Source organism: Olivibacter domesticus (assembly GCF_900109575.1).
Lineage (GTDB): Bacteria > Bacteroidota > Bacteroidia > Sphingobacteriales > Sphingobacteriaceae > Olivibacter > Olivibacter domesticus.
Genome location: NZ_FOAF01000003.1, coordinates 424,285 through 450,849 on the forward strand (window position 1 = coordinate 424,285; position 26,565 = coordinate 450,849).

General features: G+C 37.6%; 25 protein-coding genes. 4 read left to right on the plus strand and 21 right to left on the minus strand.

What is annotated here, in order from left to right:
- Positions 1 to 3 precede the first annotated feature (3 nt).
- The 9 genes from aat to BMY50_RS16060 all read right to left on the minus strand — a co-directional run bounded on the left by aat (position 4) and on the right by BMY50_RS16060 (position 7,679).
- A complete protein-coding gene (gene aat / locus BMY50_RS16025; RefSeq protein WP_093326403.1) occupies positions 4 to 651 on the minus strand; it encodes a leucyl/phenylalanyl-tRNA--protein transferase in 648 nt (215 codons plus the stop codon).
- A gap of 82 nt (positions 652 to 733) precedes the next feature.
- Positions 734 to 1,108, minus strand: coding sequence for a 30S ribosome-binding factor RbfA (rbfA, locus tag BMY50_RS16030; protein WP_093326404.1), 375 nt, complete (start codon positions 1,106 to 1,108; stop codon positions 734 to 736).
- 38 nt (positions 1,109 to 1,146) lie between these two features.
- Complete coding sequence (gene hflX, locus BMY50_RS16035; protein ID WP_093326405.1) at positions 1,147 to 2,352, minus strand: GTPase HflX; 1,206 nt, start codon at positions 2,350 to 2,352, stop codon at positions 1,147 to 1,149.
- 264 nt (positions 2,353 to 2,616) lie between these two features.
- Positions 2,617 to 4,722 (minus strand): ATP-dependent DNA helicase RecG, encoded by a 2,106-nt coding sequence (gene recG / locus BMY50_RS16040; protein ID WP_093326406.1) that lies wholly within the window; start codon positions 4,720 to 4,722, stop codon positions 2,617 to 2,619.
- A 43-nt stretch (positions 4,723 to 4,765) separates the two neighbouring features.
- Entirely contained in the window at positions 4,766 to 5,146 is a 381-nt protein-coding gene (locus BMY50_RS16045) for a RidA family protein (RefSeq protein ID WP_093326407.1), read from the minus strand.
- Between the two features lie 95 nt (positions 5,147 to 5,241).
- The gene (locus tag BMY50_RS28675; RefSeq protein ID WP_317040846.1) at positions 5,242 to 5,382 is read right to left on the minus strand and encodes a DUF6728 family protein; all 141 of its coding nucleotides are present in this window, start codon (positions 5,380 to 5,382) and stop codon (positions 5,242 to 5,244) included.
- A gap of 93 nt (positions 5,383 to 5,475) precedes the next feature.
- A complete protein-coding gene (locus BMY50_RS16050) occupies positions 5,476 to 6,849 on the minus strand; it encodes an OmpA family protein (RefSeq protein WP_093326408.1) in 1,374 nt (457 codons plus the stop codon).
- A gap of 315 nt (positions 6,850 to 7,164) precedes the next feature.
- Entirely contained in the window at positions 7,165 to 7,404 is a 240-nt protein-coding gene (locus BMY50_RS28735; protein ID WP_394332932.1) for a DUF6358 family protein, read from the minus strand.
- Complete coding sequence (locus BMY50_RS16060) at positions 7,365 to 7,679, minus strand: rhodanese-like domain-containing protein (protein ID WP_093326410.1); 315 nt, start codon at positions 7,677 to 7,679, stop codon at positions 7,365 to 7,367. The genes BMY50_RS28735 and BMY50_RS16060 overlap by 40 nt, the downstream gene beginning before the upstream one ends.
- Before the next feature lie 147 nt (positions 7,680 to 7,826).
- On the opposite strand from BMY50_RS16060, the gene BMY50_RS16065 reads away from it, so the two are divergent.
- Positions 7,827 to 9,125 (plus strand): M20/M25/M40 family metallo-hydrolase, encoded by a 1,299-nt coding sequence (locus BMY50_RS16065; protein ID WP_093326411.1) that lies wholly within the window; start codon positions 7,827 to 7,829, stop codon positions 9,123 to 9,125.
- Here the strand turns inward: BMY50_RS16065 and BMY50_RS16070 are convergent.
- From BMY50_RS16070 to pdhA, 4 genes are all read right to left on the minus strand, one after another.
- Positions 9,115 to 9,687 (minus strand): hypothetical protein, encoded by a 573-nt coding sequence (locus BMY50_RS16070; protein WP_093326412.1) that lies wholly within the window; start codon positions 9,685 to 9,687, stop codon positions 9,115 to 9,117. The two genes, BMY50_RS16065 and BMY50_RS16070, sit on opposite strands and share 11 nt — an antisense overlap.
- Positions 9,688 to 9,757: 70 nt before the next feature.
- Positions 9,758 to 11,416 (minus strand): alkaline phosphatase PafA, encoded by a 1,659-nt coding sequence (gene pafA / locus BMY50_RS16075; RefSeq protein ID WP_093326413.1) that lies wholly within the window; start codon positions 11,414 to 11,416, stop codon positions 9,758 to 9,760.
- Between the two features lie 144 nt (positions 11,417 to 11,560).
- Positions 11,561 to 13,198 (minus strand): pyruvate dehydrogenase complex dihydrolipoamide acetyltransferase, encoded by a 1,638-nt coding sequence (locus BMY50_RS16080; RefSeq protein ID WP_093326414.1) that lies wholly within the window; start codon positions 13,196 to 13,198, stop codon positions 11,561 to 11,563.
- 59 nt (positions 13,199 to 13,257) lie between these two features.
- Complete coding sequence (gene pdhA, locus BMY50_RS16085; RefSeq protein WP_093326415.1) at positions 13,258 to 14,253, minus strand: pyruvate dehydrogenase (acetyl-transferring) E1 component subunit alpha; 996 nt, start codon at positions 14,251 to 14,253, stop codon at positions 13,258 to 13,260.
- Positions 14,254 to 14,585: 332 nt separating this feature from the next.
- Between pdhA and BMY50_RS16090 the strand changes: the two genes are divergently transcribed.
- Both BMY50_RS16090 and BMY50_RS16095 read left to right on the plus strand, forming a co-directional pair.
- On the plus strand, positions 14,586 to 15,155 hold the full coding sequence (locus BMY50_RS16090; RefSeq protein WP_093326416.1) for a C40 family peptidase: 570 nt from the start codon (positions 14,586 to 14,588) through the stop codon (positions 15,153 to 15,155).
- Between the two features lie 297 nt (positions 15,156 to 15,452).
- Positions 15,453 to 15,968 (plus strand): phosphoribosyltransferase family protein, encoded by a 516-nt coding sequence (locus BMY50_RS16095; RefSeq protein WP_093326417.1) that lies wholly within the window; start codon positions 15,453 to 15,455, stop codon positions 15,966 to 15,968.
- An 86-nt stretch (positions 15,969 to 16,054) separates the two neighbouring features.
- Here BMY50_RS16095 and BMY50_RS16100 read toward each other — a convergent pair whose 3' ends face one another.
- From BMY50_RS16100 to BMY50_RS16140, 8 genes are all read right to left on the minus strand, one after another.
- The gene (locus BMY50_RS16100; protein ID WP_093326418.1) at positions 16,055 to 17,455 is read right to left on the minus strand and encodes a LysM peptidoglycan-binding domain-containing protein; all 1,401 of its coding nucleotides are present in this window, start codon (positions 17,453 to 17,455) and stop codon (positions 16,055 to 16,057) included.
- Positions 17,456 to 17,689: 234 nt separating this feature from the next.
- Positions 17,690 to 17,878 (minus strand): Sec-independent protein translocase subunit TatA/TatB, encoded by a 189-nt coding sequence (locus tag BMY50_RS16105; RefSeq protein WP_093326419.1) that lies wholly within the window; start codon positions 17,876 to 17,878, stop codon positions 17,690 to 17,692.
- A 220-nt stretch (positions 17,879 to 18,098) separates the two neighbouring features.
- Positions 18,099 to 19,376, minus strand: coding sequence for a murein hydrolase activator EnvC family protein (locus tag BMY50_RS16110; protein ID WP_093326420.1), 1,278 nt, complete (start codon positions 19,374 to 19,376; stop codon positions 18,099 to 18,101).
- A gap of 100 nt (positions 19,377 to 19,476) precedes the next feature.
- Complete coding sequence (locus BMY50_RS16115; RefSeq protein WP_093326421.1) at positions 19,477 to 20,325, minus strand: DUF4292 domain-containing protein; 849 nt, start codon at positions 20,323 to 20,325, stop codon at positions 19,477 to 19,479.
- Entirely contained in the window at positions 20,297 to 22,024 is a 1,728-nt protein-coding gene (locus tag BMY50_RS16120; protein WP_162276610.1) for a tetratricopeptide repeat protein, read from the minus strand. Before BMY50_RS16120 ends, BMY50_RS16115 begins: the two co-directional genes overlap by 29 nt.
- A gap of 87 nt (positions 22,025 to 22,111) precedes the next feature.
- The gene (locus BMY50_RS16125; protein ID WP_238383794.1) at positions 22,112 to 23,608 is read right to left on the minus strand and encodes a lipopolysaccharide biosynthesis protein; all 1,497 of its coding nucleotides are present in this window, start codon (positions 23,606 to 23,608) and stop codon (positions 22,112 to 22,114) included.
- 23 nt (positions 23,609 to 23,631) lie between these two features.
- Entirely contained in the window at positions 23,632 to 23,904 is a 273-nt protein-coding gene (locus tag BMY50_RS16130) for an acylphosphatase (RefSeq protein WP_093326423.1), read from the minus strand.
- Between the two features lie 239 nt (positions 23,905 to 24,143).
- The gene (locus tag BMY50_RS16140) at positions 24,144 to 25,319 is read right to left on the minus strand and encodes an amidohydrolase family protein (protein WP_093326425.1); all 1,176 of its coding nucleotides are present in this window, start codon (positions 25,317 to 25,319) and stop codon (positions 24,144 to 24,146) included.
- Positions 25,320 to 25,486: 167 nt separating this feature from the next.
- Here BMY50_RS16140 and rlmN point away from each other — a divergent pair, with 167 nt between their 5' ends.
- The gene (gene rlmN / locus BMY50_RS16145; protein WP_377533852.1) at positions 25,487 to 26,551 is read left to right on the plus strand and encodes a 23S rRNA (adenine(2503)-C(2))-methyltransferase RlmN; all 1,065 of its coding nucleotides are present in this window, start codon (positions 25,487 to 25,489) and stop codon (positions 26,549 to 26,551) included.
- Positions 26,552 to 26,565: the final 14 nt, after the last annotated feature.

Here is a 26,565-nt window from a genome sequence, read left to right on the forward strand (position 1 = left end):
GTTTTAATGGTTAGCATGTAAAATTTTCTGATAATACTCCCCGCTTACCATTCTTGCGCCCATCGACCTTAAATGTTCACTATCTATCTGGCAATCAATTAATTCAAATTTATTCAAATTGCAGAGATATATCAAGGCTAATTTGCTTGCATTGGGTAGTAAAGAGAACATGCTCTCGCCGCAAAAGACATGGTGTTTCTGCCCGCAGATTACGCCATATAATCCTCCGCAGAGCTGAGCATTTTGCCAAACTTCAATAGATATTGCAATTCCTTCTTTATTTAAACGGAGATAAGCTTCTTGCATTTCTTTTGTAATCCAGGTACCCTCCTGTCCAAACCTTTTAACTTTTGCACAAGTTGAAATAACATCTTGAAATGCTGTATTATAGGTAACAGTAAAAATAGCTGAACGGATAATTTTCCGCATACTCTTACTTACTTTTAGTTCACTGGGCAAGAGAATAAACCTTTCATGAGGGGCATACCATAAAATCGGCGTCCGATCGTCATACCATGGAAATATACCGTTATCATAGGCAAGCTCAAGCCTTGCGATGCTCAAATCGCCTCCAACAGCAAGCAACCCATCACTATCGGCAAGCGATGGGTCTGGAAACCAAATGTCATTCTCATCTAATTGGAAAAGCATTTTTATTAGCTTTAGCTATTAAACGTTCTTTGTTGCTCAAAATGTCGAAGATGCAAGGTCTTCATAAATAACCTCCTTGACTTTAATCCTCTTGGCGAGGTTCTTTACTTATTTTTTCAAAAAGTTTATCCATATGCTCAACATATTCATTTGTATCATCGATAAAGAATTCCAATTGTGGAACAATCCTTGCCTGATTTTTTATGCGAGCGCCTAATTTATAACGGATTTCTCCTGCATGACTTTTGATGTTTGCGATTGTTAGTTGTTTGTTTTTAGCATTGAAAAGGCTTAAATAAATGCGAGCAATGGCCAAATCCGGCGTCACTCTTACACGGGTAACAGTAACCAAAGTATCAGGAGCCCACGCACTTCCTTCACGCTGAAAAATATCCGCTAAATCTTGCTGTATAACACTTGCAAACCGTTGTTGCCTTTTACTTTCTGTTGTGGCCATAAAAATGTGATTTGATGGGTGATCTAATTAAACTTTCCCTAATATAATAAATTATTATAAGGATAACGGGCAGTGTGAATCTTAAGAACCTTATCATATAATAACTGCTTAAACTCTTCGATATTGTCCTTTTTGGCTGCCGAAATAAAAACTGCTGGGTTGCTATTCTTTGCCATCCAACTATTTCTAAAGTCATCTATTGTAATCGTTTTGGTTATTTCTTCGTATTGCGCTGGATCATCTTCGATTATTTCCCCAGGGTTGTACGCATCGATTTTGTTGAATACCGTTATAACAGGCTTGTCAATGACTCCTAAGTCTTTTAATGTTTCATTAACTGTGGCAATATGATCTTCAAAATTGGGATGAGAAATATCTACTACATGTACTAGAATATCAGCCTCGCGTACTTCATCTAAAGTTGATTTGAAACATTCAACTAAGTGGTGAGGCAGCTTTCTAATAAAACCAACGGTATCCGATAATAAAAAAGGAAGATTCTCGATAACAACTTTTCGTACGGTTGTATCCAACGTAGCAAAAAGTTTATTTTCTGCAAAAACTTCCGACTTTGAAATCATATTCATAATGGTCGATTTACCAACATTGGTATACCCCACTAACGCAACACGTATTAACTGCCCCCTGTTTTTGCGTTGTGTTTCATTTTGTTTATCTATTTGCTTTAACTTTTCTTTCAAGAGTGAAATCTTAGCCAAGATCATCCGCCGGTCACTTTCAATCTGCGTCTCTCCAGGGCCCCTCATCCCAATCCCTCCTTTTTGTCGTTCTAAGTGCGTCCACATCCTTGTTAATCTGGGTAAAAGATATTGAAGTTGTGCTAATTCGACTTGGGTTTTAGCCTGTGCAGTTTGTGCTCTACTGGCAAAAATATCCAATATAAGATTACTTCTATCGAGTATCTTAACCTTCAACTCGTTTTCAATGTTTCTTAGTTGGGAAGGGGACAGTTCGTCATCAAAAACGACCATATCGGCTTCTTCGGCCTCAACATAAGCCTTGATTTCATCTAGCTTTCCACTTCCAACGAACGTTGCCCGATCTGCTTTAAGCATTTTTTGTGTAAATATTTGAATAGTTTCTCCTCCTGCCGTTTCTACCAAAAAGGCTAATTCTTCTAAGTATTCTTTTTCCTGTTCGTCGGTCTCGTTAGGTGTAATGATCCCAACTAGAACTGCACGCTCAGATTTTATTGCGGTGTCATAATATTTTCTGATGGCCATATATATATTTTAATGGTATTGAAATTACTAATATAAATATTAGTATAAATTAATTGGGTCCTCTTCTACTATCTAACCAAGTATTTGCCAAGAGCCCACGGATTTAAAAAATTGAAATTACCCAAATATACGCACTAATCGCAAAATATGAGGTTCTATATAGCGATAATGAAGTGCTGAAAGGGTATTACATGACTGTTAATAATTGCTTTTCTGAATTTTTAGGATGCAAATATAAGATATTTATCTTATATTATAAAAAAATCAAGAGATTTTATCCCAACTAATCCCGGGATTCTTCTGTATAAGGGTATTTCGGAGTAATGCATTTTTAGGAGTGCTGAGTGTTGGATCTTCTTCGAAGATATGGATGACCGAATTTCTGGCCTCCTGAAGAATCTCCTGATCTGTCGTTAAATCCGCTAATTTTAGATCAAGTATTCCGCTTTGTTGGGTACCTGCAATGTCTCCAGGGCCACGCAGTTGTAGATCTGTTTCTGCAATCTCAAATCCATCGTTTGTGCGTACCATGGTGCTTAATCGGAGTTTCCCATCATTACTTAGTTTATTGGAAGACATCAATATGCAAAAGGACTGTTCTCCTCCTCTTCCAACGCGTCCTCTTAATTGGTGAAGTTGTGACAAACCGAAACGCTCGGCGTTTTCTATAATCATGACGGTCGCATTAGGTACATTGACCCCTACCTCTATTACCGTTGTTGCTACCATAATTTGCGTTTCCCCCCGCACAAAGCGCTGCATCTCGAAATCTTTATCTTTTGCAGGCATTTTGCCGTGAACAATACTTATTCTATATTTTGGTAGAGGAAACTCACGGGTTAGATTTTCTATACCTGCTTCGAGATGCATTAAGTCTAATTTCTCACTTTCTTTTATGAGTGGATATACAACGTAAACTTGCCTGCCTTTTTCGATTTCTTCTCGCATAAAGCCAAACATTCTCAATCGGCCACTTTCGAAGAGGTGGAGTGTTTTAATTGGTTTTCGGCCAGCAGGTAACTCATCAATTACCGATACATCTAAATCCCCATATAGGGTCATGGCTAATGTTCGAGGAATTGGGGTGGCTGTCATGACCAGCATGTGTGGAGGAAGATGATTTTTCCGCCATAGTTTGGCTCGTTGTTCTACTCCAAAGCGATGCTGTTCATCAATAACAACTAACCCTAGATTTTTAAATTTCACCGTGTCTTCTATTAAGGCATGTGTACCAACAAGGATATTTAACTCTCCATTCTCTAAGGCTTCATGAATTAATCTACGCTCCTTTTTTGGAGTGGAACCACTTAAGATTTTTATGCTTAATGGCAAGCCATCAATTAACTTTATCAATCCACTATAGTGCTGTTGAGCTAATATTTCTGTTGGAGCCATCATGCATGCTTGGCACCCATTGTCGACCGCTAATAACATTGTCATAAGGGCAACTACCGTTTTGCCACTGCCAACATCCCCTTGCAATAAGCGATTCATTTGTGCTCCTGTATGGGTGTCGTGCCGTATTTCCTTCAATACTCTTTTTTGTGCATTGGTGAGCGGGAAGGGTAACTTTTCTCTATAAAAAATATTAAAATTGTCACCAACTTCTTCAAAAATATGACCTTTGAATTTATGGGTTTGTAGAAGCTTATTTTTAAGTAACTTAAGTTGTATGAAAAAAAGCTCTTCAAATTTTAAACGCCTCTGAGCGGTTTGTAAATCTTGCTGGTTTGTTGGGAAATGAATGTTTAAAAGGGCTTCCGTTTTTGTAATAAGACGATGTTTCTTTAGTATATGTTCCGGTAACGACTCTTCTACCTTTTTTACTGCCCAGGAGATTAAACCTTCCTGAAGGCGTTGAATTCCTTTTGTATCCAGATAAAATTGTTTTAATTTTTCGGTCGAACTGTAAACCGGTTGTAGACTTAGATTTCCTATATTTTTTTTAGCGGGATTATACAGATCCATTTCTGGATGTGTCATCGAAAATTGCCCATTGTATAAGGTAGGCTTCCCAAAGATAATGTAAACGGCACCTACTGTGAGACTTTTTTCTAACCACCTGATACTTTGGAACCAAACGAGTTCCAATTCGCCTGTTTCATCTTTGAATTGAGCAACTAGCCTTTTTCCCTTTTTCTGGCCAATCAATTCGATGTTGATCAAGCGCCCGAGAATCTGAACATTCGACATCTCTGGCTGAAGCTGGTTTATCTTATAGAAGCGCGTTCTATCAAGATAACGAAAGGGATAATGATGGACTAGATCGTCAAAAGTGAATATATTAAGCTCCTTCTTCAAAAGGTCGGCCTTCTGGGGGCCAACGCCTTTTAAATATTCGATGGGGGAGCGTAATGTATATTCAATCACGGATTTGTTCTAATTAAATGGCTAGATCTGAATTTATGGTGACCTAGCCCTTCCACGCAATAAGTGAGATTTCTACATTAACATTCTTAGGAAGTCCTCTAACGGCCACCGTTTCTCTGGCAGGTGCATGCTCCGTGAAGTATGTTGCATATACTTCATTCACCGTAGAAAAATTAGCCATATCAGTTAAAAAGATAGTTGTTTTTACAACATCTGTAAAGGAGTAGCCTGCTTCCCTAAGGATGGCATTTAAATTTTCAAGGACTTGTTTCGCTTCGTCAGCAATGCTTCCGGAGATTAGCTCATTAGTGCTTGGCGACAGTGCAATTTGTCCGGAGATATATAATGTTCCTCCGGCTTTAATAGCTTGGTTATAAGGGCCGATCGGAGCTGGAGCGCTATTTGTGTTAATTATTTCTTTCATCTTTTTATTGTTGTTCAACTTAAATGTTGTTACTAAAATAATATTAACTTATACGTATAGGTGTTTTAAAAACAGTGCTGCTTTGATGCAAGTGATTAACTGAAAAAGATCCAGTCGACCAGTTTGTACAAAATTCCTAATATAAATAGCGAGATAGCTACTGTATTGATAATATGCATCACTTTAAGATTAAAGCTTTGCGGTTTATGAGGGTCTTTTTTTCTAAAAAAGTACATAACACGAAGTTAGTACTGATTGCCGAAATATCAAAAAAAAACCGCGGAACATTTGTTCCGCGGTTTTTATAATAACCTGCTTAATAGACAGGATTATTTTTTGAATTGTACGTTACGGTTCAATTGACGACCTTCTTCTGTAGCGTTAGAAGCTACTGGTTTAGTTTCGCCATTGCTCGTTACATTAACTTGAGCAGCAGGTACTCCAGAGTTAACTAAGTAATTTTTTACAGAGTTAGCACGGTCAAGACCCAACTGATAGTTGTATTCAGTAGTACCTTCTTCAGATGCATTACCTTCTAAGTTAAGAGTAGCACCGCTAGAACGTAAGTCAGCAGATACTTGATCTAAAGTAGGGTAAGAGCTAGTTTTTAATACTGAGCTATCAAACTCAAATTGAATGTTTGAATAAGAACCTGTTGATAAAGCAGTAGTATCTGGCTCAGGGAATTTAATAGGACATCCAGAACCGTCAACTTGAGTACCAGCAGGAGTGTTAGGACATTTGTCAAATTTGTCAGCAACACCATCTCCGTCAGAGTCAGTACTTAAAGCTTGAACAGTAGATTCAAGAGCGCTTACACGTTGTTTCAACGCATCAACTTCATTTCTTAATTCAGGATCTTTTAACTCATCGTAAAGAGCAGCAACTGGGTTAGCCCAAGTTAAGCTTTCTTTGTCTTTGCTTCCTAATGAGAATTCTAGACCAGCATGAGTATAAGAGAACTTATCATTGCTAGATCTTCCTTCAACTGGACCAAATAATAATTTAGTGTCAACAAAGTTCATGGTGTAACCTAAATCTAAAGCCACACGATCAGATAATTTGAACTTGAAACCTACACCTACTGGAACGAAAGCTTCACGTGTGTAATCTTTGTCATGCTTTGCTTCTCTGTCTGTTAAGCTTTCTCCCCAATTGCCTTTGTTATCCCAAGAAGCACCTGTACCGTCATTGTTAGCATACATTACAGGATTGAAAGCCATCAAACCGTAACCTACGCTAGCGTAGAAGTTAACAGCGTTTTCTCTTCTTAAGAAATCGATAGTAGCGAATTGGAATACACCATTCAAGCTAACTGCATACTGAACATCAGTTTGAGCCGATTGATAAGTGTTACCATCCCATGCATTTCTTGTAGGGAATGCATCTTCATTATGTGCAAAAATACGTCCTCTATTTGCGTCTAATTGCAAACCAAACCAGCTAGAGAATTGTTTGCGAACATTGATTCCATAATATTCTCTAACAGGAGCTTCGAAAAGTCCAACTTTATTACCAAAAGCATTAGAACCTCCCACTAATACATTAGGAGAAGTTATACCACCATTGATACCAATGGACCAGGTTCTGTATTGGCTTCTTCCGCCAAATACTTTAGCATCTTGTGCTTGAGCTGCCCCAGTGAAACCTAAGGCGGCAATCAAAGAGCAAGTTACTGCTTTTTTGATTGTAGAATAGTTCATACTTCGTTTTTTTTTAAAGGTTAAACAGTTTTAATTGTATAATTTGTATACAAAAATAGTTATTAGTTTTATTCATGCAACATTAGCAAATACTATTCCAAAAAAAATACCAGCCATTTTACACTATTTATTATGCAATAGGGTTATAATTAGCACTTACTCATCTGTTGTAATCTGCTGGTTATAAATGAATTGAAGTAATTTAATGATTGTATGTGATGTCTCATAAAACTTTTAGAAGGTTATAAAAAACGAATTTTTATTTTTTATAATTTGTCTATTATCACTACAATATTGACTTAAATATAGTACAATTTACTTTTTTCCTGTTTTGATTATCTGCCTTACGTTCTTAGCCAAACGTACTTTTAGGTATATTAAGCCAGCAATTCCTATAATGCTCCCTGTTAAAATTAAGTATTGTTTTTCATTATAGGAGGCCACTGCACAGTAGGCCAGCACAATGATTCCGATATTTAAAAATATGTTATATAGAATTTTTTTGCCCATGCTGATTAATAAACTGGCATACTTGGATCGAACGTTTCCTTCCATGCAAGAATTCCTCCTTGCAAATTTGCGAGGTTAGTATAGCCTTCCTTTTCTAAAAGTAAAATAGCTTGTGCGCTTCTTTTGCCGCTTCTGCAGTGGATTATTACCGGTTTATCCTTACTTATTTTAGCCTGTTCAAGCAGTATTTCTGCCAACGGTATATTCTCGCCATCTAAATTGGATGTTTCGTACTCAAACTCTTCCCTAACATCAATAAGCTGGAAATCTTCTTGTTGATCGATTTTTTGCTTTAATTCTTCTACGGTTATTTCTTTCATGATCGTACTTTTAAGAGAATTAATTTTATTTCGTCAAAGCTATGGATTTTGTTTAACTTTATCACTAATTCAAACTTAAATTTCAGCTATTAATTGTTTCGTAAAATGGGCATTAATAACAGCAAATCGTAAGCTATAATAACATATATGATAAGACTACTCTTATGTTTTTTGGTGATTTTTAGTTCATGTGCAGTAAAAAAAGATACGCAACTGGCTATGGACGAACTGCATGTGGAAAAAGTAATAAACACATTGGCCGCTGATGAGATGTTTGGGAGGGGAGTATTCACACCTGGTATTGACAGTGCTGCCAATTTCATTTCGAGAGAATTCAAAAGCGCTGGACTCAAGATGCTGCCTAACAGCGATTCCTATTTACAGCGGTTCAACGCTATTCAGGTGAGACCATCTATTTGCGAGATAACTATAAATGGAGAAGTGCTGCCAGAGGGTAATGCCTTCGCTATAAGTGAACAAACAGGATTAAATTGGAATGAAAACCCGGAAATCATAACGAAGTCAATTGTTAGTGGTGATAATTTTAGGCAGAGATACCGTGAAATAATTAGTGAAAATAAGGACGCTATCGTTTATGTAAACGAAGCTTTCTCGGAAGAGTTTAATCAATTACGACATCATATACAAGGAGGGCGAATTCTATCCGGCCAATTAAGGGAAGGCAAAGCGTCATATATTTTTGTGTTAAGAAATGAAGTAGCTAGGTCTTTTCGGGTGAATTACGCCGGTGCTGTCACTACGGGGAGGCTTTCCAATGTAATAGGGGTATTGCCGGGAAAATCTAGACCGAATGAATATGTCGTATTTTCAGCGCATTACGATCATTTAGGAGTGATTGAACCTGTTGGTCAAGATTCGATAGCCAATGGCGCCGATGATGATGCTTCGGGTGTCACTGCGGTAATCAGTCTGGCGAACATTTTCGCTCAACAACACAATAATGAGCGGACCTTGATTTTTGTGACCTTCACAGCGGAAGAATCAGGTGGCTTTGGATCCAAATATTTTTCCGAGCAACTAGACCCAAAAGACGTTGTGGCAATGATTAATATCGAAATGATTGGCAAAGATTCTAAATTTGGTCCCAATACCTTATATATAACGGGATTTGATAAGTCCGATTTGGGGAAAATAATGCAAGCGAATGCGAAACGTACCGGTTTTGCTTTTCATCCAGATCCTTATCCCGATCAAAATCTTTTTTATAGAAGTGATAATGCCACATTGGCTGCTTTAGGTGTGCCGGCACATACTGCATCCACTTCACAAATCGATCAGGATAAATTCTACCATACCGTAAAGGACGAGCTCCAAACGCTTGATATTAAAAATATCATCTCATCCATAAAGGCAATCGCTATCGGAACAACATCTATCATTTCAGGGAAGGATACACCAACTCGAATTCCACCGCTTAAAAATTAATTTTTTCAGCAATGAAAATGCGAGGCTCGTCAAAATAAATTTCGTAAAGACCATCTTGTTGAGTCTTATATTGGTGTAGATTTATTTTCATGAGACCTTTAGTGCTAATCGGTTTGCTGGCATAGCTGTCTATAATTTCATTGGCTGTTGCCCACTTATTAAAACCGGATCTTATAGCATATATTTTTTTACCGTCTTGAAAGATAACAATATTGATTAAGTCGAGGTAGGGAGAAAGTTTTGCGGGGGAAAGGTCGGACGAAAGAATGTTAACAGCTGGGTAACCTTGTCTAACCAGAAAGTTTAAGGCAGTATCTATAAAAGAAGATCCCTCCTGATAGATGAGTGTTACATTGTCCTGTTGGGTAAATGTCTCATGATGGCTAACAATGATATCAATATTCAGCCCTTGTTCCGCTAACTTGATTGCAGATGATTCATTTGCAATGATGGTTGGCGTCCATTCTAAAAGTTGTCCGAAAAGCTCCGCATCGAGCGCTTCAACATCGGAAACGATTAATGCAGGTTCTTGTTTTTCCTTTACAATATGATGAGACGACATCTTTTCCGCTTGAAAATTTTGTTTATAATAGCTAATGGTTTATTAACCTGATAAACCATTAGCTAACTCATTACTTGTTCAAGACTTCTATGATAGGACTACCAATGCTTCCATTAGGTTCTTGTATGTGAAGAAGTCCGGCTACCGTTGCCGCAATGTCTGTCATATTGGTAACTCGGTTAGTAGCGCCATGTTTTATACCCCAGCCCATCCAGACGAGGGGAATATGCGAGTCATATGGATTCCAATTACCGTGTGTAGTTCCGGTAGACTTTGGAGAGCCACTGTACCATTGAGGTTCTAGTACAATTTGAATAGCACCGCTACGCTTGTAGTTATAGCCATTGATTATACGTTCTTTTATACGCGCTGGAATAGCCGCCTCCGATGCTTTATCCATATCTGTTACAAAAGCTACTCCCTCCAAGGTTTTTAAATAATTGATAGCTGCGGAACGAATGGCAACCTCATCAAGATTTTGCTGTTTAATCAAGGTATTATTTAAATGTACTTGATAATTGCTTAGGCTAATGACAATCTTTTCCTGGCCAAATTTTGCCTTTAACAAATCATTCAAACCTTTTTGTGCTGTTTTTGAATTAAAATATCCACCATTTCCTTTTTGGTCTGTAAAAAATTGAGGATTATGGGCTGCACCGTGATCGGCAGTCAAAAAGATAGTGTATTGTCCCTCGCCTACAGTTTGATCAAGATATTTGAAAAAGCTTTCTAAATCTTTGTCAAGGCGGAGATAATTATCTTCCACTTCAATAGAATTGATAGCAAACTGATGACCGATTTTATCTGGAGAGGAGATACTTATAGCTAAAAAATCTGTACATCCTTCCGGATTATTTCCCATCTGTTCATTGGCCACGGCGGCTTTAGCGAGTTCCAATGTTAGGGTATTACCATAGGGAGTGGTAGCTACTAAGCCTAGTCCGTTTTGTTTAATTAATTGAGATGTTTTGACGGGAAAAATGGCCTTTTCTGTTCCTTTGAATTTTCCCTCGTAAGGATTATCGTCGGCTATACTCTGTTTATAACTTGCAATTGGGTACAGTGTGTTCCAATCTTGCTTTAAATATTTCTCGGCTAGCTTCTGCTTATTGAAGTCTTTTACCCATTTAGGTAAGTCTTTCATATAAAATGAACTACTTATCCAATCACCACTGTTATCAAACCAATAAGCTGCATCTGCAAAATGGCCGGCAGGCAAAATTGCTCCTCTGTCCTTTATTGCTATTCCTATTACTTTTGAACGGAAATTTGTTGCCAATTTAAGTTCGTCAGTAACGGTTGACGCGAGTAAATTTTTAGGAGACATTTTTCCCGCGCTATTGTCAACAGCTGTTCCCACAGGTATTGCACTGTCGTCTTCGGTACAATACATATTTTGGCCCGTTGCTTGAATAATGAAATCATTTCCAGCGATGCCATGTATCGCGGGCGTTGTGCCTGTATAAACAGAACTATGGCCTATGGCGGTAATTGTTGGAATATAATTAATATAGGTGTTTTCGCAACTGAAACCATCGTTCAATAAACGCTTAAATCCACCTTCACTATATCGATCAAAATATCTATATAAATAATCCCAACGCATCTGATCAACCATTATGCCAACCATTAGCTTTGGCCGTTCAACATTTTTTGAATTGTTTGGCTGTGCACGTAAAGCAAAAATACTAAAGAAGCACCATAGAATAAAAAGTCGTTTTAATACCATATTATAAGTTGTTTGATGGCAAACTTCGTAAATTATGAGATGAAATAGGAAGTTCTCATGTGATTTTTCTGTTATACTTATCCTGATATAAAGAAAAAGGCATCCGCCAGATGAAGGATGCCTTTTAATAGTGATTAATTAACCTTAAACCAATAGTCTCACTGGCTCTTCGAGCAATGATTTAACGGTTTGTAAAAACGCAGCACCTGTCGCGCCGTCTACTACGCGGTGGTCGCAACTAAGCGTTAATTTCATAATATTGCCTGGAACTACGGCACCATTTTTAACTACTGGAACCTGTTGGATACCTCCAACAGCTAAAATACATGCATCCGGCGGATTAATGATGGCTGTAAACTCGTCTACACCAAACATACCTAGATTGGACACTGTAAAAGTAGAGCCTTCCCAGTCTTTAGGCTGTAGCTTTTTTGCTTTTGCCCGTTGAGCATAGTCTTTCACTTCAGCGGAAATATGAGACAATGTTTTTCCATCTGCAAAACGAACTACCGGAACAAGTAATCCTTCATCCACAGCGATGGCTACGCCAACATTGACATGCTCATTATAGCGTATCTTATCTCCTAACCAAGAAGAATTAACATTTGGATGTTGTTTTAACGCAACAGCAACAGCTTTAATTACCAGGTCATTGAATGATACCTTTACGGGAGCGATTTCATTAATTTTTGTACGGGCAGTAATTGCACTGTCCATATCTACCTTAATGGTAACATAAAAATGTGGAGCGGTAAAGAGACTTTCAGAAAGACGTTTAGCAATGGTCTTACGCATTTGCGTTATTGGTTTTTCTGTATAGCTTTCTTCACCTATAAATTGAGGAATAGTAACCGCCTTCGCCTCACCACTTGTTGCAGGGGCTTGTGCCTCAGTTTTTGCTTTAGCAGCAGGCGTGAAAGATTCTACGTCTTTTTTTATAATCCGACCGTTTTCAGTAGATCCTTTTACATCAGCAAGGTCAATACCTTTCTCTTTTGCTATCTTTTTTGCAAGTGGAGAAGCTTTAACTCGTGAATCACTGGTTACAACTTCCTTCTCTGCCGCTTTTTCTGTCGCTACCTCCGCCTCTTTTTCAGCAGTACTTTCGGCCTTTTTAGCAGGCTTACTACTTTTTTGCTTTAATAAAGGAGTAACATCAGTACCCTCTTTGCCAACAATGGCTATAATATCGTTTACTTTAGCCGCTTGTCCCTTCTCTACACCTATATGTAGAAGCGTGCCTTCTGCATAAGCCGTAACTTCCATCGTGGCTTTATCTGTCTCTACATCGGCAATAACGTCATCACTTTTTATTTTATCACCCACCTTAAAATGCCATTCAGCGATAACGCCTTCTGTCATAGTATCACTTAACAAAGGCATAGTAACAACGGTAGCACCTAATGATTCAGCGCTAACTTCTTCCCCTTCATCTTCACTTGCCGTCTCCTCCTGAGGAGCCTTTTCTGTTTCCTCTTTCTTAGCTTCTTCCTTTTTTGCTGAATCACCGCTTTGTCCATCAAGCAGCGATTTATAATCTTCCCCTTCTTCACCAAGCACGGCAATCACCGCATCTACGGGTACAGCTTCCCCTTCTTTTGGACCTATATATAATAATGTACCTTCTTGATAGGATTCGAAATCCATGGTAGCTTTATCGGTTTCAACTTCAGCAATTAAATCTCCGGAGCTAACCTTATCGCCTACCTTTTTATGCCATTTAGCAATCACACCCTCTGTCATGGTGTCACTCATTTTAGGCATTCGAACTACTTCAGCCATAATATTATCTTGGGTTATATTTTTATCTGTTAAAATTAATTATTGTAATGCAATTTCGCTTAATCTAATATATATGGATAATCTTTTTGCACATACACATCTGTATACAACTCTTCTGGTTTGGGGTAATCAGACTCTTCAGCAAATTTTACCGATTCATCAACAATACGTTTTACTTCAGCTTCTTCTTTTTCAAACCATTGCTCATCCGCGTAATTGTTCTCCAAAATAGCATGTTTTACAGCTGCAATAGGATCACGTTCTTTATATTGCTCGAGTTCTTCTTTCGTACGGTATTTTGCAGGGTCTGACATAGAATGCCCTTTATAGCGATAGGTGCGAATTTCTAAAAAGGTAGGGCCTTCTCCCGTGCGGGCGCGTTGTACCGCTTCATCCATTGCATTGTGGACGGCTACTACATCCATCCCATCAACAGGTGCACTAGGCATATCAAAACCTAATCCCATCTTGTATATATCGATCATATTGGTGGTCCGTTTAACAGACGTCCCCATTGCGTATCCATTATTCTCACAAACGAAAATTACAGGCAGTTTCCAAAGCATTGCCATATTGAAGGCTTCATTTAGTGCACCTTGCCTTACAGCGCCATCTCCCATATAACATACGCAAACATTATCTGTACCGTTGTATTTTTCTGCAAAGGCGAGACCGGCACCGAGAGGAATCTGGCCCCCTACGATTCCATGACCACCTGCAAAGTTGTTCTCTTTATCGAAGAAGTGCATAGAACCGCCTTTTCCTTTAGAACAGCCTGTTACTTTTCCAAATAATTCTGCCATTGCAGCATTTGGGCTCATTCCTTTAGCTATGGCATGTGCATGATCGCGGTAAGCGGTAATCATCGAGTCTTCCTTGCGTAAAACAGACATCGCTCCGGCAACCACGGCTTCTTGACCTATGTAGAGATGACAGAAACCACGTATTTTTTGTTGACCGTAAAGTTGACCTGCTTTTTCTTCAAACTTACGCATAAGTAACATCGACTTATACCACTCTAAATATGTTTCTTTTGTTATTGCTGTTGAACTCATTGCTTTATGTTCGTGTACTTAATTAACTGGAAGGCAAATCTAATCAATTGTTGTGAGATTCATAGAATGTAGACAAGAGAAAGTGCATTATTATTCATATTTTATAAGGTAAATTTTAATAAGTGTCTACTAAACAAGACAAGTGTCAAAAAAATGTTAAAATTGTGTTTACTTTTTTTGACAAAGCAAAACTTTTACTTTAGATTTGCGACTCAACCTATTAGAGTATGAATAGAAATTTACGCTAGAAAACACATTTTGTTAACCTTTAAAAGGGTTAATCAGACCTTGTAGTGCAAGGTTGATAACCTCATAAAAGTAAATTAACCCGAATGAAAAAAAAGCTTTTGGTAGTATGCATGCTACTGGGTGGTTTATCAGCAGGTCTGAAAGCCCAAACATCAACCGAAAAAACCGGCTCTCCTGAAGACCCTGATAATCTAGCAAAAGAATATTTCTCTCAAATAATGGGGATCGCTGCCTCCGCTACTACTAATACAAAACTTTATCAATTTGTTTACGACTGGATCGGAACCCCTTATCGTTTGGGTGGGAAGACGAAGAAGGGAATAGATTGTTCGAAATTTGCATATGAAGTATATGAAAAAGTATTTAATACTTCTATAGGCAACAATTCGCGAAACATTTATACACAGGTTGACCCCATTAATAAAAGCGAATTAAAACCCGGCGATCTGGTATTCTTTAAAATTCGAAGCAGGTCTATTACACATGTAGGTGTTTATCTTGGTGATAGAAAGTTTGCGCACGCCTCCACCAGTAGGGGGGTTATGATCAGCAATCTAGACGAAGCTTATTGGAGACGTTATTATTTCAATGGCGGACGTATGTTGAAAGCTCAGAACGAACCGAAAGAGGAAGAAATTCTTCATTTAAATTAGAAAAGTCTTAATGTGGCCGTAAAAAGACTGTTTGTTTATTCTTAATGTGTTCTGCACGAATTGCTTTCTGTTCACTTTCTTATTAACCTTAACGGCTTCCCTAAAACCAGGCTTTTTAATCTGATTTTTTAATACTTATCAAATTTGCTCAACGGATTTTTTCTGCTAAGTTTGTCCTAATGCCATTCGACACATGTTCGATCACTGGCCGATGGTGATTGGGTACGGCTGCATTATGTCATTTATCTTTTAAGGAAGCCAAAATATTAGTATTTTTATACACAATAAATAGAGATTATGGTAACTGATAAGGTGTTAATCTTAGATAAAGATCAGATAAAGAAAAAGATAAGTCGCATTGCTTATCAGATATTAGAAGATAACTTTGAAGAACCGGAGCTAGTATTAGCGGGTGTTGCCGATAGAGGTTACATATTGGCGGAGCGTTTGAAAGAAGAATTACACCAGATTTCAGGTGAATTGAACGTAACACTCATAAAAATCACCCTGGATAAAATAAGTTCCACTCTTATTGCTGGTACAGATGTACCGGTATCTAATGCAGAGAATAAAGTTTTAATTCTTGTAGATGATGTGCTTAATAGCGGGCGAACCTTAGCGTATGGCTTGGGCGTATTTTTGAATGTGCCTTTAAAGAAGATGCGCACTGCTGTGTTGATTGACCGAAGTCATCATAAATTTCCTGTAATAAGCGATTTTTCAGGCTTGAGACTTTCTACTATATTAAATGAACATGTATCAGTAACATTGAAAGGTTACGAAGACGAGGAGGATGCCGCGTATCTGCATTAAAGGCTTTGTCAGAACAGAACATATTGAGTTGGCTTCTTCTGCGCCAATTCTTCCAAAACTGCTTAAATACAATACAGGGTTTACTTTTAAAGCTGATTAATTTTCAACTTCATGCCTGGCTTGATCGCATTGCCACTTATGTTATTTGCTGCTTTAATGTTACGTACGGTTACGCCTCTATATTTTTGTGCTATTCCAGATAACGTATCTCCTCGTTTAACACGGTAAGTAATGTAGCTTGCAGATGATCTTCTTGTCTGGTTTAATGAGCGTGATGAAGCGGATGGTTGAGAAATCTTTAACCTTTGTCCGGGTACAATCGCATTTCTTCTTAAATTATTCCACGCTTTAAGATCTTGTACTTCTATGTGGTATTTATTTGCAATTAATGCTAAGCTTTCACCTCTCCGTACTCTATGGTAAATAGCTTTCAGGTCACTATTAGCCGCTGTTATTACCTGAACGGGCCCGTTAGATGGGTTATTCAGTGCTGCATATAAACTCGCATAAGCGGTTTTGTCAACAGCTGGAACTACTAATCTCTTGGGAGCTTCTGGCGTACCATTAATGATATTCTTTTTGTACGCCGGGTTTAAAACAACTAATCTATCGATATCGATAGAAAGGGCCTCTGCTACACCAGATAGTGGTACAAACTTGTCAATTAAAATAACATCGGTTCCTTCAATATTAGCGGCAAGGTTTTCAGAAGGGGTAGTAATCCCTAACGCCTCGCTATTGCTTAAAACATAAGTCATCGCAATAAAGGCAGGAACGTAATTTCTGGTTTCCTGTGGAAGGTATTTCCTAATCGACCAAAAATCTGGTTTAGATAGGCCAGAACGTTGAATAGCCCTTGCCACATTTCCTTTCCCGCAATTGTAGGAAGCGATGGCTAGCTGCCAATCGCCAAACTCATTGTATGACTCTTTAAGGTAGGCTGCCGCTGCGTAAGTTGCAGCATATGGGTCTTTCCTTTCATCCACATAATTGTCTATGTTAAGATCAAACGCTTTCGCTGTGGCAAACATGAATTGCCATGGACCCGTCGCTCCCACGCGCGATACCGCATGTGGATTTAGCGCAGACTCTATAATGGATAAGTATTTTATCTCTTGAGGCACATCTGATTCAGTAAAGACTTTTTCATAAATCGGGAAGTAATACTGCGCCAAAGAGTTCATTTTAGAAAGATGGTTCTTATAGCGACTCGACGTATATGCATCAATGTACGACTGTACGTAACTATTGTACGTCAATGGTACAGCTCCCTGCAATGTGTCAAGTTGCTTTTTGATGTTTTGCGGAGATAGATACCAGGAAGGGTCATGTGCATTAAGAGATGAGCTTGTCGTATCTGAAGATGAGAGAAGTGTTTTGCTGTCTTTGCTTAAAGGTTCGTCGGTACCCTTGTTTGTTGTTGCTTGCGTAAACTGAGCACAAAACAACATACTTACGGCGAATGCCGAAAATCTTTTTAATGTCATGTCTTATATGTATAGGTTGTTGATTTCAATGAGCTCTAATTATCTATTTTTTATGTTAGTGTCTTTTATAAACTATAGAACACTTGGTAAACAGTAGATTATGATAAAGAAACGTTCAACTTGTACTTATATTATGCGAAAATAAATTTTTTATGGAAAGAAAAAAGTATAAAGGCTATTATAGAACCAATATATGTTCTATAATAGCCTTTATTGCGTTATTAAAGGGCGAATTTATTGCTTCTCGTCCTTAACTTCATCTTTAGTTGTTCCAGCCTGACCGTCTTTAAACTCACGTACTCCTCTGCCTAGTCCACGCATTAATTCAGGGATTTTTTTTCCTCCAAATAATAATAATAAGGCTAGTACGATAATTGCTATCTCAGGCCCACCGATCATAGCTAACAAAACTGTGTTTAACATAACTTAATATTTAAATTCTTATACAATCTACCGAAGTAGTTTTTTATCTTGTGATGTATTATATACGTAATTACTCTATAGTTAGTTTACAAACTTAGACAAAATTGCTAATATTCACAATTATTTGCTAAGTATCTTCTTCAATACAAACCAATTAATAGAGAAGAAACGCCAATACCGAGTTTTTAATTCCAAACCGGATTGTAAACACCTCATCAGTTTAATTGCCAGCTAACCAACTGCTTGGATTTATTGGTGAAGTACCTTGCCATATTTCGAAATGCAGATCTGATGTCCCCTCTGTAGGGTCCACCGCAACCGCGCCAATCGCTTGCTTAACAGTCACCTTTTGATTTTTCGAAACGCTTACACTCTTTAGGTTTTGATAAACCGTAAAATAATTACCATGGCGAATAATGACAGCATATTGATTCTGCATCTGGAATACCGTCGATACCACCCCATCGAACACAGCCCTTACTGGCGCTCCGGCAGCAGTGCGTATGGTTAAACCATTACTGCTTACTTTCACACCTTTACCATATGTATATTGTCCATATCCTTGTGTAATAGATCCTGAAGCAACTGGCCAAGGCAGCTTTCCACGGTTTCCTGTGAAATCAGCGGCGAGCTTGGCTGCCTCCGGTGTGGATAATAAGGCCTCTTTATCGCTTGTTTTTGCTGTTTTCTCAGGTGCTTTTGCATTTGGATTCTTTTTTGCCTCTTCGGCTGCTCTTCTTCGAGCTTCTTCTTCGGCTATTCTTCTAGCCTCTTCAATTTCCCTGCGAATGGCTGCCTGAATTGCCCGAGCTAATCGCGCATCTTCCTGCTGCTTCTTATTTAACTCTTGCTTATACTCCTTTTCTTTTTGTGTCAGGTCATTCAGTGCCCTGGATTTAACCGTCTTTTGTCCATCTAACGTTTTCTTTTCTTTTTCCTGATCAGTTAAAAGAGCAACTTTTTCCTTTCTATTTGTAGCTAATTCGGCAATTTTTTGTTCGATACTTTTTTGGGTATTTTCAATTTCCTGTGCCTGTTTTTTTCTGGAATCACTAAATTGTTGTAAATATTTTAAACGCTTATAGGCCTGATTGAAGTCGTTCGACGCAAAGAGAAACATTAATTTGTTATAGGCACTTTGATTACGGAATGCAAACTGTACCATCGATGCATAACCCTTTTTCAGTTTGGCCAACTCGGCTTGTAAAGATCGTATGGTATTGGTGTTTTTGTTTATCTGTTTTTCTATCAAAGTCATCTCCGTGTTGATAGTACTTATTTTTTTTACACGAAGATTAATTTGGGCATTGAGGGCATTTACCTGTTTAAGCGATAACGATTTGTCTTTAGAAGTGGAACGAAGGGTGTTATTTAGTAGTTCTATTTCACGCGTCAATGCTTCGCGTTGTTTTTTTAATTGTGCACTCGACTGTGCCCATCCAGAAAGGGCTATGCATGATAAAACTACTATACAGAAAATTGTTTTTATCCGAATCATTCTCTTCTTTAAACCATTTGACCGATATATGTTACATCGTTATTTTAACAGATTTATTGCCAACGAAAGTAATAAATATTCTCTAACTCTTAAAACTAGTTCAAGGCGCTTCTTTTATTTCTTTGTATTTCGATGGAATAGTAAAAGGCATTTCCACCGCTTCATCCAACGCAATGCGATTATACTTCAGTTGTAAAGCCAATTTTAACGCTACTGAATTTGCCTGGAGGTAAATGCTTCTAGCGATGGGCTTTTTATTGAGCGTTTCAAAATCAGTATAAGTGGTGGTCACCGTTCTTTCTCCATCATTTACACTTAACTCATTGTTTATTGTTTTAAATGCTTCATTGGTTTGTATAGTAAAGCTTAAATTATTAACAATGCCATTTAATACATATCCTACGCTATTCTGTTTTGCTGCTTCGGGATATTGAAGCGCTTGATCGAGCATGTTTCCTACTAAAAGAGATTGTAGATTATCATATGATATCTCTTCTGATGCAAATCGATAAACAAAATCAAATGGTCTATCCACGAAAGTGCCGTTTAATCGATTCATCACTTTGAATCTCTCAGGCGTGATCAACACCCTTGCTGCTTCAATACCTAAAACGGTTGTAATGGATATCCAGATGGCCTGCCCATTTTTTATACGAATGTTTAAAGTAGCGTCGTAATTGTCTTTATTTATTGCAACCGATGACTTCGCTTTCCCACTAAAAGTTTGGAATAAGAGCTGGTTTTTATTTATCTCCGCTACAACAAAAGGAACCGCAACACTCGCTGCTTTTTCCGGTTCATTTGCCTTCACTAAAGCCTTCTTGCTTTTACATGAAATAACCAGGAAAGCAAAAGAAATACATAAAAATATAACAAGCGGAAAGCTTGCCCACCTATGTTGAGTTAACTGAACCAAAGGCTTATTGTTGCTCCAAATACTTCTTGGCATCTATTTTCTTTGATAACAGTTCTACATTCTCTCCGGTATTTTGGGCAGTAGCCTTCGCTTCTTTCCATTTGCTAACTGCTTTATCGATATCGCCAAGTTTAAATAAGATGTCTCCATAGTGCTCTAACAGCGCGCTCGAAGATTCACCCGAATTAGCTATTGCCTTTTCAATCCAGGTAAGCGCTTCTTTATAATTTCCTTGCTGAAAAAGAACCCATGCATAAGTGTCCTGAAATGTAGGGTTGTTCGGTTCCAGTTCATTTGACTTTTTAGACATTTTAGCCGCTTGATCTAAATTAGCTTTTCTTAAGGATAAATAATAAGCGTAATTATTAAGGGTGCCTACATTGTTGCTGTCTAAAGTTAATGCCTCATGGTATGCTTGATCGGACTCATTAGACATATCTAAGGCATGATAGGTGTCGCCTAAACTACTATATACTTGCGTTAAAAGCGGGGTGTTTTTTTCGTCGACAAAATTAAGGGCTGCTTCGAAACAACTTCTTGCATCGGTATATTTTTTTTCCATTAAGAAGGCATGTCCGGCAAAAAATTGCGTTAATGGTTGCTGAGGGAATAAAGCAGAAGCCTTGTATGCGTGAGATAGTGCTTCCTTTTGCATGCCTAATGTTAACTCAATCTGGAGTAATTGTTCCCAAATGGTATTTACCCTGCTGTTAAGATCAATGGCTTTGAGGTATTGATCTCTGGCCTCTTTGAGCTTTTTTTGCTGCGCTAAGATGTCCCCATATAATGCAAAAGCACGTGCATCAGTAGGATATGTTATAGTAAGCATATCTGCCAGATCCAAAACAACCGGTGTTATCTCCTTATTTTTAGGATCCGACATAAGGCTTATCAGCAAACGCATTTTTCCTTCAAAGTCCATCCGATCACTCGCAAATGCCAGTTTGAGCTCTTTATTGGACCTCTCGTCATCTTTTAAACTATGGTATGCGTCAGCTTTGCTAAGCGAAATATAAGGGTCACCCGGAATATGTTTATGCCCGTCGTCCAAAATTTTGAGAGCCTCCTTCGGCTGATTCATCTTTAAATAAAGATTCGCCAAGAGGATATAGCCTTTAGAACTATCCGGTTGCTGTTTGATGAGCGAAGAGAGCTCTTCAATTGCTTTTTTTGGCTGGTTCTGCTTCAGATAAATTTCTTGGCGCGCAACGAGGATATTATCGTCCGACCCAAATTTCTTTTCTATGCCACTATAAGCTTCAAGAGCTTTCTCAAGCTGATTGTTTAAGAAATAAGCATATGCCTGATCGTAATAATATTCCTTTTTTTCAGGCTTTAATTTAACAAGCTGTTCAAAGATTGGAGTAAGAGCCCTAAAATCTTGTTTCCGTTTGTAAACATCCGCTAGTAAAATCCAGTACCATTCATTATCCGGCTTAAGCTCCGTCGCTCTTTTTGCATGCTTCGTAGCATCTCCAAAATTCTCTTGCTCAAGTTCTAACCTCGCTATTTCAAACAAAGCAGCATCGTTTTTTGGATCTAACGCTAAAACCTTAGTTAAATTGGTTTTAGCCCCGTCTATATTTCCTTGGGCTTTTTCATTCAGCGCCTGATAGTATAAATCTTTTACCTGTGTACTGTCTGCAGTGTTTTGTGCAAATAATTTGTTTCCACTAATAAGAAACAAAAATAGGAGCATGCTATATAAATTGCTTTTTGACTTCATGTTCATTTTACTGTATTTGATAACGGCTTTCATCGAATAAATTGTATACAATTTATTCGCTGTCCTGCATTAATATATGCAAAGTGCAGGCCATTAATTTGTTCTTTTTAATAATTTTTTCAGCTGGTTTCCTTCTTTGAAGATTATGATGCCAACAAAAAGTAATAATAAACCATTTCCAATAATGAGATTTCTATTAAATATACTGAAAGATAACCAACTTATTAGAATGGAGGATACAATGTACATTAAATTTTTCAATGTGTGATAAGGAATTGGGTAATTTTTTTGTCCTAATATATAAGATATAAACATCATACTTGCATAGGTTAACATGGTTATCCAAGCAGAGGCGATATAACCGTAAGAGGGTATAAGTAGAAGATTTAATACGATGGTAACAATTGCTCCCGCTCCCGAAATATATAGTCCATATTTCGTTTGATCTGATAGTTTATACCAAATGGATAAACTCATGTAAATACCTAAAAAGATGTAGCCTAATAGTAAAACGGGAACGATAGTAAGACCTTGCCAATTTTGTGCGCTTGAAGCGGCAGAATCTCCCGCGATAAAATATTTCAGCACTTCTATATTGGTAACCAGACCTGCCATTCCAATGGACATTGCAATGATAAAATAGTCCATAATGATGGCATAAGTCTGACCCGCATTTTTCTCTTTAGCGTGACTAAAAAAGAAAGGTTCGGCGCCAAGGCGAAACGCCTGAATAAAAATGCTGAGGAAAACAGCCAATTTTGCCGAGAGCCCATAAATACCAACTTGTGTTTTTGCAATCTCCGAAGGTAAAAGCTGGCCTAAAAATACTTTATCTAGATTTTCATTTATTATAAATGAAAAATTTGCTATTAGGATAGGGAAACTATAAGAAAACATTTCGGCGGCAAGTTTCTTATCAAAGCGTAATTGTAAGGTTAATAACTCAGGTGTTAAGAGTAGTAAGGTTACGGCACTTGCCAGTAAATTAGAAATAAATACATAACCAATCCACTGGCTTTTGTACCAATCCAAAAAAAAATCCGCAAATGAAAAATGATTTTTAAGAGCAAAGGGAATAAAGACTATCAAAAACAGATTGCTTCCCACGAATATCGAGATGTTAATGATTTTTATGAGGCCGTATCTAAAAGGACGGCCGCCTGCTCTTATTTTTGAGAAAGGTATTACCGCTAGCGCATCTAATACCAAGATTAGGGCAAAATATGTAATATATTTTGATGCGTCTTTATCAGCGATATTAATGAATGCTGCGATCTGCCGATTAAAAAGTAATACATTAATAAGAAATAAGATCGAAATAATGGATACTATAATAAAAGTATTATTATATACAGCTTGCTGATTATTTTCTTTTTTTTGAAGATATCTAAAGAAGGTAGTCTCCATACCAAATGCCAGCAACGCATTTAAAAGCGCCGCATAACTATACATGGTAGTAAAAATGCCCATAATGGCTGTAGGGAATTTCCGGGAAAACAAGGGAGTCAGTACAAAATTTACTAAACGAGCAATAATAGTACTTAAACCATATATGATCGTTTGCCCTGCAAATTTACGAAGTGTAGACAAGTTCTTTTTTAATTTGATGAATATTACCTTTTAGCAATCTCAAAATTACGATAGTTCTGTAATTCGCCGTGAAAGATTTCGACTTTTTCTACCTGTGCACCTTCCGGTCCTTCATTGCACCAATCAACGAAATTATCTAATTCGAAGTCCTGACCTTCGGCCTCTACATATACGCTACCATCAGCCTGATTCTTTACAAAACCAGTGACACCAAGTTGATTGGCCACAGCTTTTGTAGTAATCCTGAAAGATACTCCTTGCACCTTGCCATAAATCGTAATATTTAAATGCTTCATTCTTGTAATCTTATTGATGTATTGATAGCGCCTTCTTCTATCTCTTTTGCACAAAAGTGCAAATTTAAGCTGGCAAACCTAAAAATCCTTTATAAAATAAAGGATAGATTTCCCTTATTTAGATTTAGGCCCATGGCGATAAGTTCTCTTGGAGATATTATTGTATGGAATGGAGACCTAAGAGAGAATGGGATGACGTATTAATAATTTAAATCGTAAAGAAGGCTATTTCTCAGATTTTAAAATAGAGGTGTTACCTGCGAATCTTTATTAATTTTAAGGCCTGAGGTATTAGTAATTAAATTCAAACCTGGTTTTTTGCCTTTTTCAATACTTCCGAACCTGTCATTTATACCAAAAAAGGTTGCTCCATTTATGGTAGCCCACTTAATGGTGTTTTCCAGATTTAAGTAAGGGAAATGCTCATGCAAAGTAATCAGCTCAGACAGAATGCATAGCTTGTCATTGGAAGCTAAGCTATCAGTACCTAAAACAATCGGGCTATCCTGATTCAGGAAGATATCAATTTTTGGCAATCTATTTTCAATGTACAGGTTTGCATTAGGGCATAAACACCAGGTGACTTTTCCCCCAAATCGATCTACAAAGTAAATATCTTTCATGTTCGTGTAAGTATTATGTACAAACATGACAGGCTGTTTTTTAGGTAGTAGTGGGACAATAGTTTGTATGGAATCTCTCGCTTGTGCTTTGAAAAAATCGATATTTCTATTTAGCTTGTTATAAAAATCAACAAACCCTCCAGATTTGTATCTATAAAACTTATTTTCTTCTTCTGACTCCTGGTTATGGATACTTAATAAATTCCCCTCCGGATTATGCAGCTGTTTAAGAAATCGGAAGATTTCTTTACAAACGGAATAAGGTGCATGCGGTGTGATAGACGACGGCAGTTTATCAAATTCCTCACATAAAGTCAAACCTTCTCTAAATGCCTCTTGCGCTTTTTCGGGGTCAAAGCATAAGATTTCAACGAAAGTATGATAATGAAGCGCACTTTGCCTTTTAATGTTCTTAGATAAAGACTTGTTAACGATATCTCCAACAGCCACAATGCCACTTGCTTTCATGTCTTGATCCGCTTTTTCCATAGCTCTTTCGATCTCTTCATCACTTGCTCCACGTTCTTTTATCACAGATTCAATAAAAGGAATGAGTCCTATGCCTTTGGGAAGTTTTCCCTTTAAATGTGAAAGTTCAAGATGACAATGGGAATTTATGAATCCGGGTGTGATAATACCCTTATGTCGACTAATGGATTTGTCGGAAATTTCTTTAGCATTTGGTTCATATACACCTATAATCTCACCGTTATTATCTACCCCAATCACACCTCCTTGAATGGGTTTATCAGAAACGGGAAGAATATAGTCTGCCGAGTAGTAGTTCACCATGACGCCTAAAATTCAATGAAGTTATAAAGAATTAGTCTACTTTTTTTAATAATAATGGGCAATGTTATGAAAAAATATGAAACTTACGAAATTTGTTTTATTTAATAATACACTTGAACAACAAAGGATTATGATTAATTGTGTTAAAAAAGAGGTATATTTGCACCGTGAATAATATTGTAAAGAAAGTAGATATCAGGTCTTTAAGTTTAGATCAGTTGAAAGAAAAGCTTAGAGAACTAGGGGAGCAGCAATTTCGGGCAAAACAAATTTATGAATGGCTCTGGAAAAAGTCGTGCACAAGTTTTGATGAAATGAGCAATCTCAGTAAATCTTTACGTGATAAACTAAACGAAAACTATATCATTCATGCCGTAACTGTTAATAAATCGCAGTTCAGCGCTGATAAAACTATAAAAAGCACCTTTCGACTTTTTGATGATCATCTCATTGAAGGAGTGTTAATTCCTGCACCTGAACGGATGACTGCCTGTGTAAGTTCACAGGTTGGATGTAGCCTTACCTGTAAATTCTGTGCAACAGGTTATATGGAGCGAAAGCGAAATTTGAACGCAGATGAAATTTATGATCAGGTAGTGCTTATCAGTAAACAGGCAGAGGAAAATTATCAAATGCCCTTAAGCAACATTGTGTATATGGGAATGGGGGAGCCCTTACTTAATTATGCTAATGTTTTGAAATCAGTTGAAAGAATTACTGCACCAGACGGATTGAACATGGCTGCTAAGCGAATTACAGTTTCAACTGCGGGTATTGCCAAAATGATAAAAAAATTAGGTGATGATGAAGTGAAATTTAATTTGGCATTATCCCTGCACGCAGCCAACGATGCTAAACGCAACGAAATTATGCCAATTAATGAACAAAATTCATTGAAAGCATTGGCTGAATCACTTAAGTATTATTTTGCTAAAACTAAAAACCCTGTTACCTATGAATATATTGTATTCAATAATTTCAATGATGAATTATCGGATGCAGCTGAATTAGCCGCTTTTTGTAAACATCTACCTTGCAAGGTAAATATAATTGAATATAATCCTATTTCGTTTGCCGATTTTGAAAATGCAGAAGGAGATAAGATTGAACGTTTTGCAGCCTATCTAAAAAAGAAAGGAATTATTACCAATGTAAGGCGAAGCAGGGGTAAAGACATTGATGCCGCTTGTGGCCAGTTGGCGGTTAAGGAGAAGCAGGCGGTCGCAGGCTAAAGTAATTATTAGTG

Excerpts from the sequence above, each read along its gene's own strand:
- pdhA (WP_093326415.1), bottom strand. The coding sequence starts at position 14,253 with ATGAGTTCAACAGCAATAACAAAAGAAACATATTTAGAGTGGTATAAG.
- BMY50_RS16080 (WP_093326414.1), bottom strand. The coding sequence starts at position 13,198 with ATGGCTGAAGTAGTTCGAATGCCTAAAATGAGTGACACCATGACAGAG.
- BMY50_RS16130 (WP_093326423.1), bottom strand. The coding sequence starts at position 23,904 with ATGAAGCATTTAAATATTACGATTTATGGCAAGGTGCAAGGAGTATCT.
- BMY50_RS16140 (WP_093326425.1), bottom strand. The coding sequence starts at position 25,319 with ATGGTGAACTACTACTCGGCAGACTATATTCTTCCCGTTTCTGATAAA.
- BMY50_RS16060 (WP_093326410.1), bottom strand. The coding sequence starts at position 7,679 with ATGAAAGAAATAACCGTAGAAGAATTAAAGCAAAAAATCGATCAACAA.
- BMY50_RS16120 (WP_162276610.1), bottom strand. The coding sequence starts at position 22,024 with ATGAACATGAAGTCAAAAAGCAATTTATATAGCATGCTCCTATTTTTG.
- BMY50_RS16070 (WP_093326412.1), bottom strand. The coding sequence starts at position 9,687 with ATGTCGTCTCATCATATTGTAAAGGAAAAACAAGAACCTGCATTAATC.
- BMY50_RS28675 (WP_317040846.1), bottom strand. The coding sequence starts at position 5,382 with ATGTACTTTTTTAGAAAAAAAGACCCTCATAAACCGCAAAGCTTTAAT.
- BMY50_RS16045 (WP_093326407.1), bottom strand. The coding sequence starts at position 5,146 with ATGAAAGAAATAATTAACACAAATAGCGCTCCAGCTCCGATCGGCCCT.
- BMY50_RS28735 (WP_394332932.1), bottom strand. The coding sequence starts at position 7,404 with ATGGAAGGAAACGTTCGATCCAAGTATGCCAGTTTATTAATCAGCATG.
- aat (WP_093326403.1), bottom strand. The coding sequence starts at position 651 with ATGCTTTTCCAATTAGATGAGAATGACATTTGGTTTCCAGACCCATCG.
- BMY50_RS16095 (WP_093326417.1), top strand. The coding sequence starts at position 15,453 with ATGGTAACTGATAAGGTGTTAATCTTAGATAAAGATCAGATAAAGAAA.
- hflX (WP_093326405.1), bottom strand. The coding sequence starts at position 2,352 with ATGGCCATCAGAAAATATTATGACACCGCAATAAAATCTGAGCGTGCA.
- BMY50_RS16065 (WP_093326411.1), top strand. The coding sequence starts at position 7,827 with ATGATAAGACTACTCTTATGTTTTTTGGTGATTTTTAGTTCATGTGCA.
- pafA (WP_093326413.1), bottom strand. The coding sequence starts at position 11,416 with ATGGTATTAAAACGACTTTTTATTCTATGGTGCTTCTTTAGTATTTTT.
- BMY50_RS16105 (WP_093326419.1), bottom strand. The coding sequence starts at position 17,878 with ATGTTAAACACAGTTTTGTTAGCTATGATCGGTGGGCCTGAGATAGCA.
- rbfA (WP_093326404.1), bottom strand. The coding sequence starts at position 1,108 with ATGGCCACAACAGAAAGTAAAAGGCAACAACGGTTTGCAAGTGTTATA.
- BMY50_RS16110 (WP_093326420.1), bottom strand. The coding sequence starts at position 19,376 with ATGATTCGGATAAAAACAATTTTCTGTATAGTAGTTTTATCATGCATA.
- BMY50_RS16115 (WP_093326421.1), bottom strand. The coding sequence starts at position 20,325 with ATGCCAAGAAGTATTTGGAGCAACAATAAGCCTTTGGTTCAGTTAACT.
- BMY50_RS16100 (WP_093326418.1), bottom strand. The coding sequence starts at position 17,455 with ATGACATTAAAAAGATTTTCGGCATTCGCCGTAAGTATGTTGTTTTGT.
- BMY50_RS16050 (WP_093326408.1), bottom strand. The coding sequence starts at position 6,849 with ATGAACTATTCTACAATCAAAAAAGCAGTAACTTGCTCTTTGATTGCC.
- BMY50_RS16090 (WP_093326416.1), top strand. The coding sequence starts at position 14,586 with ATGAAAAAAAAGCTTTTGGTAGTATGCATGCTACTGGGTGGTTTATCA.